At 60.9% G+C, this 15,948-nt stretch carries 5 protein-coding genes and 1 pseudogene; 2 read left to right on the plus strand and 4 right to left on the minus strand.

Annotated features, from left to right (window positions below):
* Window positions 1-83 precede the first annotated feature (83 nt).
* Window positions 84-1,409 carry an FAD-binding oxidoreductase gene (locus tag RHEC894_RS31130; protein WP_085740474.1) on the plus strand — a complete coding sequence of 442 codons (1,326 nt, stop codon included), beginning with the start codon at window positions 84-86 and terminating at the stop codon, window positions 1,407-1,409.
* A gap of 230 nt (window positions 1,410-1,639) precedes the next feature.
* Here the strand turns inward: RHEC894_RS31130 and RHEC894_RS31135 are convergent, their stop codons facing one another.
* From RHEC894_RS31135 to RHEC894_RS31145, 3 genes are all read right to left on the minus strand, one after another.
* Entirely contained in the window at window positions 1,640-8,770 is a 7,131-nt protein-coding gene (locus RHEC894_RS31135; RefSeq protein WP_281069176.1) for a M10 family metallopeptidase C-terminal domain-containing protein, read from the minus strand.
* 308 nt (window positions 8,771-9,078) lie between these two features.
* On the minus strand, window positions 9,079-10,536 hold the full coding sequence (locus RHEC894_RS31140) for an HlyD family type I secretion periplasmic adaptor subunit (RefSeq protein WP_085740476.1): 1,458 nt from the start codon (window positions 10,534-10,536) through the stop codon (window positions 9,079-9,081).
* Window positions 10,533-12,680, minus strand: a complete 2,148-nt coding sequence (locus tag RHEC894_RS31145) for a type I secretion system permease/ATPase (protein WP_085740477.1) — start codon at window positions 12,678-12,680, stop codon at window positions 10,533-10,535. The genes RHEC894_RS31140 and RHEC894_RS31145 overlap by 4 nt, the downstream gene beginning before the upstream one ends.
* Window positions 12,681-12,924: 244 nt before the next feature.
* On the opposite strand from RHEC894_RS31145, the pseudogene RHEC894_RS33715 reads away from it, so the two are divergent.
* Window positions 12,925-13,209 (plus strand): annotated as a pseudogene (locus RHEC894_RS33715) (ABC transporter ATP-binding protein); the annotation flags it as partial.
* 35 nt (window positions 13,210-13,244) lie between these two features.
* Here the strand turns inward: RHEC894_RS33715 and RHEC894_RS31155 are convergent.
* A complete protein-coding gene (locus RHEC894_RS31155) occupies window positions 13,245-15,782 on the minus strand; it encodes a methyl-accepting chemotaxis protein (RefSeq protein ID WP_085740478.1) in 2,538 nt (845 codons plus the stop codon).
* Window positions 15,783-15,948 lie beyond the last annotated feature (166 nt).

A 15,948-nucleotide genomic window follows, 5' to 3' on the forward strand; every position in this document is an offset into this window, starting at 1 on the left:
ATCTTCTGCCGCCGCCAGCTGATCTGCGGTAAAGGCGTGGCGCCAGATCCGCTAGACTACATCTTGGAAACGGAGACCCTGCCATGCCCGCACCGCTCGATCGCGTCGACACCACGCCGAAGCTGCCGACTGCCGCCGATGCGGTAGTGATCGGCGGCGGCATCGTCGGTGTTTTCGCGGCCTATTATCTGGCCCGGCGCGGATTGAAGGTCGCTCTCGTCGAAAAGGGCTTTGTCGGCGCAGAGCAGTCGAGCCGTAACTGGGGCTGGTGCCGCCAGCAGAACCGCGACGCCCGCGAACTGCCGATGTCGACGAAGAGCCTCGATCTGTGGGAGCGCTTCGCCGCCGAGACCGGGGAGGATACGGGCTTTCGTCGCTGCGGCCTTTTCTATCTCAGCAATAGCGACGAGGAACTGTCCGGCTGGGCACGCTGGCGCAATTTCGCGCGCTCGGTCGGCGTCACGACGCATATGTTGAGCAGCGTAGAAGCAACCGAACGCGGGCGCGTCACCGGCGCCACATGGAAAGGCGGGGTGTTTTCGCCGACAGACGGCACCGCCGATCCCGCGCGGGCAGTACCAGCCGTCGCACGTGCGATCCTGAAGCTGGGGGGCACGGTGCATCAGTCCTGTGCGGCCCGCGGCATCGACATCGAAGGTGGCAGGCTTTCGGGCGTCGTCACCGAGCATGGCACGATCCGCACAAAAATCGCGATCCTGGCCGGCGGCGCCTGGGCCTCCTCCTTCTGCCGCCAACTCGGCATTCGATTTCCGCAGGCATCGATCCGTTCGTCGATCCTTTCGGTTTCACCGGGCGCAAGCGGCCTGCCGGACGCACTGCATACAGCAGCCGTGTCGGTGACGCGGCGCGGCGACGGCGGCTACACGCTGGCGATCAGCGGCCGCGGCCGTGTCGATCCGACCCCGCAGCAATTCCGCTTCGCCGCACAATTCCTGCCGATGTTCGCCCGGCGCTGGCGCAGTCTTGCACCCGGTGGGCTGGAGGGGTTTCGTTCGGGTCACGAGTCTCTGGCGCGCTGGCGGCTCGACAGCCCGACGCCGATGGAGCGCATGCGCATCCTCGACCCCGCGGTCGACGAGGCCACCATTGCGCTGACGCATGCGCGGGCACTTGAGCTTCTACCGGCCCTGAAGAAAACTCGCATCAGCGCGGCCTGGGCGGGCTATATCGACAGCACCCCGGACGGTGTGCCGGGGATCGGCGAGATCGCCACCCTTCCGGGTTTCATCCTGGCTGCCGGCTTCAGCGGCCACGGCTTCGGCATCGGGCCGGGCGCCGGCCATCTGATCGCCGACATCGTCACAGGCGATGAGCCGATCGTCGATCCCCGGCCCTATCATCCCGACCGCTTCGGGACATCCGCCTGGGGCAAAGTGGCCGATTTTTAAACGCAGCCAGCCGAAACAGATCGCCATTGGCCTCACATTCTATTTCGCCGGTGAGGCGTCCGATCCGTAAGCCCCCAGTGAAGCCGTCTTGCGGGAATGCTACGCATCATGCTTTCCGAAAAGCGACTCCGATTTTGCACGGATCCCGGCTTCGAGCCCGCTGGCGCTGGCCTCGCGAAGAGAGGGAGCGCCTCCCCGGCATGATTTCTACCAGGGAGGTTCGATCAGCTTCACGCGAACAGGAAGTCGAACGAATCCAGGCTTGATACGGCGATGTTCTTCAGCGTTATGGTGTTGTCGCTATCGGCTGTAACGATTGTATCGCTGCCAGACTGAGTGGATGCAGCAAGAAGCGACGCCCAGTCCGCGAAAATGCTGTGATCGATCCTGATCGTGTCGTGCGCCGTGCCGGTTGCCATGAAGTCTATGATCGTATCGTGGCCCCAGTTCGGCGAGTAAACGAAGAAATCAGCTGCATCCCCGCCAATGAGGATATCGTTGCCAGCGCCACCAGTCAGCGTATTGGTCCCGTTACCGCCGACAATGATGTTATCAAGCGAATTTCCTGTTCCGCTGAAATCAGACGTTCCGGCATAGGTGAGGTTCTCGACATTGGAGCCAAGCGTATAGCTCGCCAAGGTCGTTCGAACCGTGTCGCTGCCCGCAGCGGCATTCTCGACAACGCTGTCGCCGGCATTGTCGACGAGGTAGGTATCGCTGCCGGCACCGCCGATCAAAATATCGGCGCCCACCCCGCCATCCAGCACGTCATTGCCGGCGCCACCGGTGATCGTGTTGGCAAGTGCGTTGCCGGTGCCGGTGAAGTTGCCGGACCCCGTATAGGTCAGGTTCTCGACATTGTTGCCGAGCGTATAGCTCGCAAGTGCCGTGCGGATCTCATCGGTGCCGGCGTTGACCGCCTCGGTGACGACGTCGCTTGCACTGTCGACCACATAGATGTCGTTGCCGGCTCCGCCGATCAGCGTGTCGTTGCCGGCGCCGCCGTCAAGCGTGTCGTTGCCGGCACCGCCGGTGATCGTGTTGGCAAGCGCATTGCCGGTGCCGGTGAAGCTGGCCGATCCCGTATAGCTCAGATTCTCGACATTGTTGCCGAGCGTATAGCTTGCAAGCGCCGTGCGGATTTCGTCGGTGCCGGCGTTGACCGCCTCGGTGACGACGTCGCTTGCACTGTCGATCACATAGATGTCGTTGCCGGCACCGCCGATCAGCGTGTCATTGCCGGTGCCGCCGTCAAGCGTGTCGTTGCCGGCGCCGCCGGTGATCGTGTTGGCGAGGCTGTTTCCCGTCCCGATAAAATCGCCGGTGCCGGTGAAGATCAGGTTTTCGACATTGGCGATGCTCGTCAAAGCATAGGAGGAAAGCGTCGTCCTGATCAGATCGGTTCCTTCATTCAACCCTTCGGTGACGCTGTCGCCGGCATCGTCGACGATGTAGGTGTCGTTGCCCGCACCGCCGATCAGTGTGTCAGCGCCTGCCCCGCCATTCAGCGTGTCATTGCCGACGCCGCCGGTGATCGTATTGGCAAGCGCATTGCCGATGCCGGTGAAGCTGGCCGATCCCGTATAGGTCAGGTTCTCGACATTGGCGCCGAGCGTATAGCTTGCAAGCGCCGTCTGGACCGTGTCCGTTCCCTCGCTCGCATTCTCGATCACCAGATCGGTCGCAATATCGACAACATAGATGTCGTCACCCGTCCCGCCCGACATCGTGTCGGAACCTGCCCCGCCGATCAATGTGTCGTTGCCGCCAGCCCCCACGAGCTTGTCGGCGCCAACACCGCCCTTGAGGATGTTGTCGAGACCGTTGCCGGTGCCGGTAAACGCGGCCGTGCCGCTATAGGTGAGGTTCTCGACATTGGCGCCGAGCGTATAGGCGGCAAGGGCCGTCTGCACCGTGTCGGTTCCCTCGTCGGCATTCTCGATGACGATGTCGCCGATGGAGATGACATAGGTGTCGTCGCCCGCGCCGCCCGTTAGCGTGTCGACCCCCGCTCCCCCGCTCAGGATGTTGTTCAGTGCGTTGCCTGTTCCGGTAAAGGCTGCCGTGCCGATATTGGTGAGGTTCTCGATATTGGCGCCGAGCGTATAGCTTGTCAGGGTCGTGCGAACCGTATCGGTTCCTTCATCAGCAACTTCGGTGACGATATCGCCGGCATTGTCGACGATGTAGAAGTCGTTGCCCACCCCGCCGATCAAGGTGTCGGCGCCTGCCCCGCCATTCAGCAGGTCGTTGCCGGCGCCGCCGGTGATCGTGTTGGCAAGCGCATTGCCGGTGCCGGTGAAGTTGGCGGATCCCGTGTAGGTGAGGTTCTCGACATTGGCCAATGCAGCGATCGAGTAGGCGGCAAGCGCCGTGCGGATTTCGTCGGTGCCGTCGCCGACCAGCTCGGTGACGACGTCGCCCGCACTGTCGACCACATAAATGTCGTTGCCGGCACCGCCGACCAGCGTGTCATTGCCGGTGCCGCCGTCCAGAAGATCGTTGCCGGTGCCGCCGATGATCTTGTTGGCAAGCGCATTGCCGGTGCCGCTGAAGCTGGCCGATCCTGTATATTGCAGGGTCTCGACATTGTTGCCGAGCGTATAGCTGGAAAGCGCCGTCTTGATCAGATCGGTTCCTGCATTCAGCCCTTCGGTGACCACGTCGGCAACGTCATCGACAATATAGGTGTCGTTGCCGGCACCGCCGATCAGCGTGTCGTTGCCGGCGCCGCCGTCCAGCAGATCGTTACCGGCACCGCCGGTGATCGTGTTGGCAAGGTCATTGCCTGTCCCGGTAAATGCGACCGTGCCGCTATAGCTCAGGTTCTCGACGTTAGCGCCGAGCGTATAGCTTGTCAGGGCCGTGCGAACCGTGTCACTGCCCGCGTCGGTGTTCTCGGCGACGCTGTCGCCGCCATTGTCGACGATATAGGTGTCGTCGCCCGCACCGCCGATCAAGGTATCGGCGCCGGCCCCGCCATCCAGCGTGTCGTTGCCGCCACCACCGGACAGCGTATCGATGGCAGCACCACCCGTGATCACGTTGGCGAGATTGTTGCCAGTGCCCGCAAACGCTCCCGTGCCGGCAAAGGTAAGGTTCTCGACATTGGCAGCAAGCGTATAGCTCGCCAGGTTCGTGCGAACCGTGTCCGTTCCCGCAGCAGCGGCTTCGGTGACGCTGTCGCCGGCATCGTCGACGATGTAGGTGTCGTTGCCCGCACCACCAATCAATGTGTCAGCGCCTGCCCCGCCATTCAGCGTGTCATTGCCGACGCCGCCGGTGATCGTATTGGCAAGCGCATTGCCGATGCCGGTGAAGCTGGCCGATCCCGTATAGGTCAGGTTCTCGACATTGGCGCCGAGCGTATAGCTTGCAAGCGCCGTCTGGACCGTGTCCGTTCCCTCGCTCGCATTCTCGATCACCAGATCGGTCGCAATATCGACAACATAGATGTCGTCACCCGTCCCGCCCGACATCGTGTCGGAACCTGCCCCGCCGATCAATGTGTCGTTGCCGCCAGCCCCCACGAGCTTGTCGGCGCCAACACCGCCCTTGAGGATGTTGTCGAGACCGTTGCCGGTGCCGGTAAACGCGGCCGTGCCGCTATAGGTGAGGTTCTCGACATTGGCGCCGAGCGTATAGGCGGCAAGGGCCGTCTGCACCGTGTCGGTTCCCTCGTCGGCATTCTCGATGACGATGTCGCCGATGGAGATGACATAGGTGTCGTCGCCCGCGCCGCCCGTTAGCGTGTCGACCCCCGCTCCCCCGCTCAGGATGTTGTTCAGTGCGTTGCCTGTTCCGGTAAAGGCTGCCGTGCCGATATTGGTGAGGTTCTCGATATTGGCGCCGAGCGTATAGCTTGTCAGGGTCGTGCGAACCGTATCGGTTCCTTCATCAGCAACTTCGGTGACGATATCGCCGGCATTGTCGACGATGTAGAAGTCGTTGCCCACCCCGCCGATCAAGGTGTCGGCGCCTGCCCCGCCATTCAGCAGGTCGTTGCCGGCGCCGCCGGTGATCGTGTTGGCAAGCGCATTGCCGGTGCCGGTGAAGTTGGCGGATCCCGTGTAGGTGAGGTTCTCGACATTGGCCAATGCAGCGATCGAGTAGGCGGCAAGCGCCGTGCGGATTTCGTCGGTGCCGTCGCCGACCAGCTCGGTGACGACGTCGCCCGCACTGTCGACCACATAAATGTCGTTGCCGGCACCGCCGACCAGCGTGTCATTGCCGGTGCCGCCGTCCAGAAGATCGTTGCCGGTGCCGCCGATGATCTTGTTGGCAAGCGCATTGCCGGTGCCGCTGAAGCTGGCCGATCCTGTATATTGCAGGGTCTCGACATTGTTGCCGAGCGTATAGCTGGAAAGCGCCGTCTTGATCAGATCGGTTCCTGCATTCAGCCCTTCGGTGACCACGTCGGCAACGTCATCGACAATATAGGTGTCGTTGCCGGCACCGCCGATCAGCGTGTCGTTGCCGGCGCCGCCGTCCAGCAGATCGTTACCGGCACCGCCGGTGATCGTGTTGGCAAGGTCATTGCCTGTCCCGGTAAATGCGACCGTGCCGCTATAGCTCAGGTTCTCGACGTTAGCGCCGAGCGTATAGCTTGTCAGGGCCGTGCGAACCGTGTCGCTGCCCGCGTCGGTGTTCTCGGCGACGCTGTCGCCGGCATTGTCGACGATATAGGTGTCATCGCCCGCACCGCCGATCAAGGTATCGGCGCCTGCCCCGCCATTCAGCATGTCATTGCCGGCGCCGCCGGTGATCGCGTTGGCAAGCGCATTGCCGGTGCCGCTGAAGCTGGCCGATCCCGTATAGGTGAGGGTCTCGACATTGTTGCCGAGCGTATAGCTCGCAAGCGCCGTGCGGATTTCGTCGGTACCGGCGCTGAGATCTTCGGTGATCACGTCGCTTGCACTGTCGACCATATAGATGTCGTTGCCGGCACCGCCTGCCAGCGTGTCATTGCCGGTGCCGCCGTCCAGCAGATCGTTGCCGGCGCCGCCGGTGATCTTGTTGGCAAGCGCATTGCCGGTGCCGGTGAAGCTGGCAGATCCCGTATAAATCAGGTTCTCGACATTGGCGATATTGGTCAAGGCATAGGAAGAAAGCGCCGTCCTGACCAGATCGGTTCCTGCATTCAGCCCTTCTGTGATCGCGTCGGCGACGTCATCGACAATATAGGTGTCATCGCCTGCTCCGCCGATCAGTGTGTCTGCACCTGCCTTTCCGTCCAGAGTGTCGGCACCGGCCGCACCCCGGATCGTGTTGGCAAGGCTGTTGCCTGTCCCGGTAAAGGCTGCCGTACCGCTATAGGTGAGGTTCTCGACATTACCGCCGAGCGTATAGCTTGCCAGGGCCGTGCGAACCGTGTCGGTCCCCGCAGCGGCGGCTTCGGTGACGATGTCGGAGGCATTGTCGACGATATAGGTGTCGTCGCCCGCACCGCCGATCAAGCTGTCCGCGCCTGCTCCGCCATCCAGCACGTCATTGCCGGCGCCACCGGTGATCGTGTTGACAAGCGCGTTGCCGGTGCCGTTGAAGTTGGCGGACCCCGTATAGGTTAGATTCTCGACATTGTTGCTGAGCGTATAACTCGCAAGCGCCGTGCGGATCTCGTCGGTGCCGGCGCTGACCGCCTCGGTGACAACGTCGCTCGCGCTGTCGACCACATAGATGTCGTTGCCCGCTCCGCCGATCAGCGTATCGTTGCCGGCGCCGCCGTCCAGAAGATCGTTGCCGGTGCCGCCGGTGATCGTGTTGGCGAGGCTGTTTCCAGTCCCGCTAAAATCGCCGGTGCCGATGAACTTCAGGTTTTCGACGTTGGCAACACTCGTCAAAGCATAGGAAAAAAGCGTCGTATTGATCTGATCGGTGCCAGCATTCAGCCCTTCGGTGACCACGTCGGCCAGAACATCGACAATATAGGTGTCGTTGCCCGCTCCGCCGATCAGTGTGTCTGCTCCCGCCTTCCCGTCCAGGGTGTCAGCACCTGCCCCCCCGGTCAGGATATTGTTCAACTCATTGCCTGTTCCGATAAAAGTTCCCGTGCCGATGTAGGTGAGGTTCTCGACATTGGCGCCAAGCGTATAGCTTGCTGATGTCGCGCGAACCGTGTCGGTCCCCGCAGCGGCGGCTTCGGTGATGCTGTCGCTGGCATTGTCGACGATATAGGTGTCGTCCCCCGCGCCGCCGATCAAGATGTCCGCACCTGCCCCGCCATCCAGCGTGTCGTTGCCGTTGCCGCCGGTGATCATATTAGCAAGCGCATTGCCGGTGCCGGTGAAACTGGAGGATCCCGTGTAGGTCAGGATCTCGACGTTGTTGCGGAGCGTATAGCTTGAAAGGGCCGTCTGGACTGCGTCCGTCCCCTGGTTCGCACTCTCGATCACAACATCGAAGCTGTCGTCGACAACATAAAGGTCGTTGCCGGCCCCGCCCACCATCCAGTCGGAACCAACGCCTCCGATCAATGTGTCGTCACCGATACCGCCGTAAAGCGAATCATCTCCGGCATTGCCCCAAAGCGTATTGTTCGCCTCGTTGCCGACAATGTTGTCGTTGCCGGAGCCGGCCTGAACATTCTCGATCAAGGACGCAGTATTGCCTTCATAAAGAAGAGCGTTGAAAATGTTGCCGCGGGCATAGTCACCCCACAGATCGGCCAATTGGCTCTGGGAAAAGACCGAGTACCCCCCTGCTCGCAGGTCGATCTTGAGGGCGGTGGTATAAGCGCTCAAATCATAGGTATCGATGCCGCCGCCGTCCCAGATTGTCGCGAAGATGCGGTTCGCATCGGGCGTAATGGCGGCTACTCCGTCGACATAGGTGACGCCTTCGTTCGGATTCCACTTATAAACGGTATCGCCACTGTTCGTGGTGTAGTCCGCCCCATACATTTGCTGCAGGGCGGCGATGTCGAGCATCATGAAGGTTTGCGGCGCGCCGTCATGCTCATACTTGTACCCACTCAGACTGTCTCCGACAAAGGTGCGATAGGTCATGACCGAATATTCGACCGAGTCGTAGGCACGCGGAACAACCGTAGGATTGAAAAAATCCGGTTCGTGGGCATGCTTTAATCCGAGAGCGTGACCCAGCTCATGGACCAAAGTATGGCCCGCATAATTGCCGAACTCCGGAAAGCGAAGGTCATCTTCTGTTCCGGCATATTCCGTCCCGAACCAGACATCGCCGCTGTAGGCGCCAGTACCCGGATAATAGGTCCATGCCGTCGGAGGCATGGACGACTGAGCGAACCGCACGGTTGCCGTATCGGCGCTGCCGGCGGTAAAGTTGGCGTTCGTAAATCCCTCAACCGAAAAACCGTCATTTGCCGCGTTTCCGTAGGATTGCTCCATAAAAAACAAAGCTGCAGACTGCTGTTGCGAGGAAATCGACGAGAAATCAGAATCTTTCTCGCCGCTATAGATGTACGATGACGAGGTCGTGGGAAACGCATAGGTTATCGTGCCATCCCAAGCAACGCCGCTGAGAAGCCCGTCAACTTTCTGATCTCCCGTCAAGCTGACGTCCTTTGTCGAAGTAATAAGACTCGTCATAAAATCCCCACTTGCCTACCGTGGCTATGCCTGTTCCCTCCGCTCCAGCGGAGGGCAAATTTTCAACTACCGTTCTTATCTCGCGTCAGTAAGGACGACCTTCTCAACTAGCGTTCACGAAGTGCTTCCTCCGCGACCTCGACCAAAGGCGAAAAGACATATTCCAGCATTCTGCGCTCACCCGTTCGCACTTCCGCAATTGCTGCCATGCCCGCACTTAACTCGACGTTACGACCATCTGCTGAAATTTGACGGGTCTCCAGGCTCAATGTGACCGGGAAAACCAGGTTCTGCATTCTTTCGGCGCCGCCGAAGGTTGTCTCCGCCTGTCTTGCTGCAGGATCGCCCTCGCGGCGTGCGGCGTCGGGTTCGGGGATCGCATCTGCAGCGATTTTGGTGACGTGGGCTGGAATGGTTCCGTAGCGGGTGAAGGGAAAGGCTTCGAGCTTGACGACAGCCTCCTGTCCGACCTTGATGAAGCCGATATCCTTGTTCAAAGCGTAGACTTCAAGCTCCAACGCGCTCCCCTCGGGCACGACACGCATAACATCCTGGCCGACGGTCACCACTTGACCCACACTGGTAATCGACGACGCCTGCACCGTGCCGTCTATTGGACTACGCAAGGTCATCTGCTCGCGAACATTCCTGGCTTTCGCCAGCCGCTGCTCCAGTTCTTCGACCCGGCGCTCCGCATCGCCGAGCCGTCCGAGCTGATCGCTCAGGAACGTTCGTGTCAGCTTGTCTTTCTCCCGCGCGAAGACCTCGATGCCAGCCGCGGCGTCAGCGAGGTTTCCCTCCTGCACGGCTAGCTGTGTCGCCTGCTCTTTCAATGTTTGCGTGGCATCGATCACACTTGCCATCGTGCCGGCGTCCTTCGAAGCCAGCGCATGGCGCATCGCCACGCGATCTTTCAGGGTCTCAACCAGCGAGTTTTGAGCCGCAACCGTCACGACCAGGCGATCGCGTTCCACTTCCTTCTGCTGCCTCTGAGCATCGAGCGATGCGGCCGCGGCCTGGAATTGCTCGAGATCACCCCGCAGGATGCCTTCCTCACGGCCACGCAATTCATCGGGCGCATCTGCGTCCCAGGAGATCGTCGGCAGCGGCTGGTCGCTCTTCTGAGATCGAACATAGTCCACCGCGGCTTTTCGGCGCCGAACCTCGGCTCTCACGGAGGCCAGGCCTTTTGCTGCGTCCGTCTCATCGGCAATGGCATCTGTCGGGTCGAGTTCGAGCAGGATATCGCCGCTCTTGACGGGTGTGCCATTCGCCGGCGGAAGCGCCTTCACCTTGCCTGTCAACAATGGCTGAACAACTTTGACACGGCCGGTCGGCTGAATTTTGCCTTGTGCGGCGGCAATGATGTCGATGCGGCCAATATAAGACCAGATCAATGCCGTCGTGACGAAGGCGCAGATGATCAGGATCAGCGCCAGACGCACCGGCGAGGGCGGCGTCTCCAGAATTTCAAGCGCCGGCGCCAGAAACTCGTGGTCGGATCGCGCCACCGGGCGCGAGAGGAGGCCGGCATATCGCACGGCTTTGGCCGCCTTGCCTGTCATGCGGCGCCCCTGTCGTTCTGCAAGGCCCAAAGCCGCGCATAGAGGCCGCCCGGGCGCTTGAGCAGATCGTCATGGCTGCCGACTTCCACGATGCGTCCGTCAGCCATGCCGATGATCCGGTTGCAAGGCCGTACGGCAGCGAGCCGATGCGCGATGATGATAACCGTACGGCCGGCGGCGATCTGGTGCATATTGGTTTGCACAACGCGCTCGCTTTCATAGTCCAGCGCGCTGGTCGCTTCATCGAAAATCAGGATCGGGGGAGCGGTGGCCAGCGCCCGGGCAATGGCGATCCTCTGACGCTGGCCACCGGAGAGGTTTGCGCCGCGTTCTTCGATCATCGTGTCGTAGCCGTGCGGCAGTCGCAAGATGAATTCGTCCGCCCCGGCGAGCTTGGCGACCGCAATCACCTGAGCGCGCTGCATCGCCGGGTTTGAGAACGCGATATTGTCGTGGATCGTCCGGTTGAACAGCAGGTTCTCCTGGAGAACGACGCCGATATGGCTTCGAAGCCAGGCGGGATCGAGCTGGGAGAGATCCATGCCGTCGAGAAGGACCTGCCCCTCTTCGGGGATATAAAGACGCTGCACCAGTTTCGCGAGCGTCGATTTCCCCGAGCCCGAAGTTCCGACAATACCGATGACCTCTCCCGGCTTTATTTCGAGCGATATGTTTTTCAGGACCTCGGGTGAGCCTGGCCGATAACGGAAGGTGATGTTTCGAAAATCGATTTTTCCCTTCGGTGCAGGCAACGACAACCGCGCGGCTGGCTGACGCTCCATCGGCGTGTTGAGGATATCGCCGAGCCGGTCGACCGAGATCTGCACCTGCTGAAAATCCTGCCAGAGTTGCGACAGCCTCAAGATCGGCTGGGTAACCTGGCCGGCAATCATGTTGAAGGCGACGAGAGAGCCGACGGAAAGTTCGCCTTCGATGACCGCCCTCGCACCGAAAAGAAGAAGGGCGGCCGTCGAAAGCTTGCTCACATATTGAATGGCGTTTTGCCCGCCGACGCCAAGCAGTGTCGTATCGAAGGCTGTTCGCACATAAGCCGCGAGCTTGTCCTCCCACTGCGCCTGCATCACCGGCTCCACCGCGGCGGACTTTACCGTGTGGATACCGACGATGGCTTCGACCAGGAACTGCTGGCTTGCCGCGCCCCGATTGAACTTCTCCTTGACGAATTCGCGCAGCGGCGGTCGCACCACGGTTCCGATCAGGATGTAGATCGGGATGGCGGCAATGACGATCAGCGTCAGGCTCCAGGAATAAGCGAAAAGAACCGCAATGAAGACGAATGTGAAAACGACATCAAGGGCCGAAAACAATCCCTGGCCGGTCAAGAATGCGCGGATGGTTTCCAGTTCGCGGACGCGGGCAACGGTCTGGCCGGCAGATCGCGTCTCGAAATAATCCAGCGGCAGCCGCAGCAGATGATGGAACAGGCGCTGGCCGAGCTCGACATCGATCCGGTTCGTCGTGTGAGCCAATGCATAGGCTCTCAGATATTGAAGCATGACATCGAAGAGGCCGATGATCGCAATACCGGCAACGAGCACAAACAGCGTCGAATAGCCTTTATGCGTCAAGACCTTGTCGACCACGACCTGAAAGAACAAAGGTGTGATGAGTGCGAAGATCTGCACAAACAGCGATGCCAGCAAGACATGCGCGAGCGGCTTTCGATAACGCCAGATCGACGGCAAAAACCACTTGAAGCCGAATTCCCGCGGGTCCGACCCTTCTCCCCTGATCCGCCGGCCCACAAGAATAACGCGCGCGTCGATTTCGGCCAATATATCCGACGGAGCAATCTCGCGATCAGCACGCGTTATGGGATCGACAAGACGGTATTTTCCAGAGGGATTCAGCCCGCCGAGCACCTGGAAGGATCCGCTGCGAACCTGGACGATAGCGGGGACGGGCATGGTTCGAAGGCGTTGCTCCGTGACCTTTTCGACCACACGTGCTTTCAGTCCGATGATTTTGGCTGCGCGCTGAATGTCGATGGGCTGGGACACGCGCCCCTTCAATGCCAGATCATGTTGCAGCTGAACCGCATCCGCAGCGATCCGATAGAATGCGGCGATACCGCAGAGCGCACGAAGACCGGAGTCCAGCTGCTGCGAAACGGCGCCATCCATATGCGGAACTTATCCCTCTAAGCCGCGGATTCTCCGCTTGCAACACCACTCGACCGACCGCATGCGGCGGTTCTCTGCCGACATGTAGCTCACTCGGAAATACCGCGCCACGGGGATATTGGGGCTCACCGCAATTCGGCTCGGTTGTGACGAAGAAGCAACACTGCACCGCCGGTAGCATGTTTAGTTTGACGCTCGGCAATCGAGTCGAACCAGACCGATCTCTTAACGTGCATCATCAGTCGAAATGCTCTCTTTACGAGAACAATTCCGCAAGACCATCCTGTTCGTCACGCATGATATCGAAGAGGCGCTCCTGCTGGCGGACCGGATCATCGTGATGAAGGCGCGGCCAGGGCGCATTCACGAAGAGATCACCGTCCCCTTCCCGCGACCGCGAGCGACCGACATCGTCGCGTCATCGGAGTTTTCACGGCTGAAGCGTCACTGTCTTGCGCTGCTCCATGAAGATGGAGGCGCCGACACCCTTCCTCGCCTGACACCGCTTGGGTTGGGCAGATCAGTCTAACCGCCCTGCCGGCGCGGGGGTGAAGGCGTTACTTCTCAGGAAGCCAGCGACATCGACGGGCCGGCTGCCCTGCGGCCATCGGCGACAGCGGTCTGGAAGTGCGAGATTCTTTCATTCAGGACTTCCACCTGGTGGCGGAGCCTGTGAATTTCCGCGGTGTTCTCCTCAACCATGGCGGCGTTGTGCTGGGTGATGTGCTCGACGTCCCGCACGGCGTTGTTCACCTCATCGATGCCCTTATACTGCGTCGTCGTGGCCGACGAGATCACCTGCACCAGCCCGTTGATCGAGGTGAAGTGCTCCATGATCGCCGAAAGCGCCTCACCGGTCTCTTCGACGAGCTTGACGCCCGTGCCGACTTGCGATGCGCTGTTGGAGATCAGTTCCTTGATCTCGCGGGCCGCCTTGGCGCAACGCTGCGCAAGCTCGCGAACCTCTTGTGCGACGACGGCAAAACCTCTGCCGGCCTCGCCCGCGCGCGCAGCTTCCACGCCGGCATTGAGCGCAAGAAGATTGGTCTGGAAGGCGATCTCGTCGATCACGCCGATGATGCTGCTGACCTTTTCGGACGACCGGTTGATGGCGCCCATGGCGTCGACGGCCTTGGCGACGACGGCTGCGGAATGCTCGGCCTGGCGGTGTGCTTCGGCGACCGAACGCGACGTCTGGCTCGCATTTTCGGCCGTCGTCCGCACGCTGGCTGTGAGTTCGCCGAGCACGCGCGAACTGTCTTCGAGGGCCGCGGCCTGCTGCTCCGTGCGGCGGGCGAGATCGTCGGCGGCACCCGAAAGATTGGTGCTGCCCTCGGCGATTTCATAGGTCGTATTGCGAACCTCGGCGAGCGTCAGGCGCAATGCGTCGATGGCGTGATTATAGGTGCGGGCCATGGCGACATAGTCAGCGGCCAGATCCTCGCTCATCTCCGCGGCGAGATTGCCGTTGGCAAGCTTGCCGAGCATATCCGACAGAGCGTTCAAAGCCTCGCTCTGTTCAGCCTCGATGCGCGCCTGCTCGGCCGCGCGGCGGGCCTGCTCCCGTTCGTCCCGCGCCCTGTTTGCTTCGGCAAGCTCTTCCAGCCTGGTCTTCTCCAGCGCCTGGTCGCGGAAGACGGTCACCGATCGGATCATGTCGCCGATCTCGTCGCCGCGCTTGCCGTCGCCGATGGAGATGTCGAGATCGCCGTCGGCCAGTCTCATCATCGTCTGGGTGATCCGCTTCAGCGGTCCGCGCAGGGTTTCGATCAGCATGAGACCGCCGATGATCGCAAGCACCGTGCCTGCAATCATTGCCGCAAGCGACATTGTCGCCGAGCGCTGGCTGATTTCCTTGCCGCTCTCCTGCGCCGTGCTGACGAACTGTTCGAGCGTGTGGCTTGCGTCGGCCACCAGTGCCGTCGCCGCCTCCTTATTGGCGCGCCACCTGTCGGCGATCGATATCAGAAGCGAACTATCCTTTTCGATCGAGGCAAGCGACGGCTCGATCTTCTTGGCAAGATCCTGCAAGGCGGCGTTTTTTCCGCTCAAGGGTACGAGCTGTGCGGCGCTTTCGCGCAGTGCCTTGAGATCGGCGAGAACAGCATCCCGCGCCTCGGCATCGACCCGCCTGTTCAATTCGCTTAAGTGCAGGCGCAGATCGTCAATCGATTTGAACGCGGTATTGACGATCACCACCATCGAGCGAAGCGTCGATATGCTTGCATCCATGCCGACAAAACGCTCGATCGCAGTATCCGCATTCCCTGAGGCAAGCTTTCCGAACGTCTCCTCGAAGCCCTGCAGGTCCTGGTCGAGAGGAGCATAACCGTCGAGTGTCAGGTTTGCACTGTCCTTGGCCATCCCGGCGAGCTTGTCCAATACCGGCTTCAGCGCGGCAATCTGGCTTTGGGCTTTGTCGGAGGCGAGTGCGGCGCTCCCGCCGACCTCCTTGACGAGCGGCGGCAGGAGGCTGCCGAGAGCGCCGGCGATATCGGCGGGGGCAGTTGCCTGCGCGGTCGCCTTGCGCAGCTTTGCGATGCGCTGCGCGAGATTCTTGTAGACAGAGGCATCGAGGAGCAGCGCCCGGACGAAGGCCTCTTTTCCGTTCGCCTGGTCCTGGAGAACGTCGAGTTGCTTGCGGGCGGTCTGGCTTTCCTTGAACAGCTGCGTCACAGCATCGTCGATCGCCTTTTCGGTATTGGCGCGCTCCTGCGACACAGCCCAAAGCGCATCGGCGCCGCTCTGCATCTTGGCCCCGAGTTCGCGCACCACGGCGATCTGCTGCTTTTGGGCGGGATCGATCAGCATCGCGTCGAGCGTCGCAGCCCCCTTCTCCTGATCGGAGATGCTGGCAACCAGCCGATCGCGCGTGGCGGCCGCCGGAAGATCGGTAAAGGCCGTCAGCGAAGACCGCAGCTGCTGGAAACTGGAAAGAGCATCGATCGTCTGCCGCGTCAGCGTCATCTGGCCTTTGAGCGTACCGGCGGTGAAATAGCCGAAAAGCCCGATGCCCGCGATGAGAACGATCAGCGGCACCAGGAAGAAGAGGACCTTCGTCACGATCCGCATGCGCTGCAACAGTCGATCAATCAATGCCATAAGAACCCCAACCCCAGGAATGGTCACGCCTGATGGCGCGACGATAGCCGCAACTGCTAAAAAAATGGTCAATGGTGTCGAGTTTTATTCAGACCCCCTGGAAGGGTGATCGAGGCATCGCATTTTCTGCATCTTCAGGCTGCCAATAAAGCTCGCTTTTTTGCTC

It is taken from the genome of Rhizobium sp. CIAT894 (genome assembly GCF_000172795.2).
GTDB lineage: Bacteria > Pseudomonadota > Alphaproteobacteria > Rhizobiales > Rhizobiaceae > Rhizobium.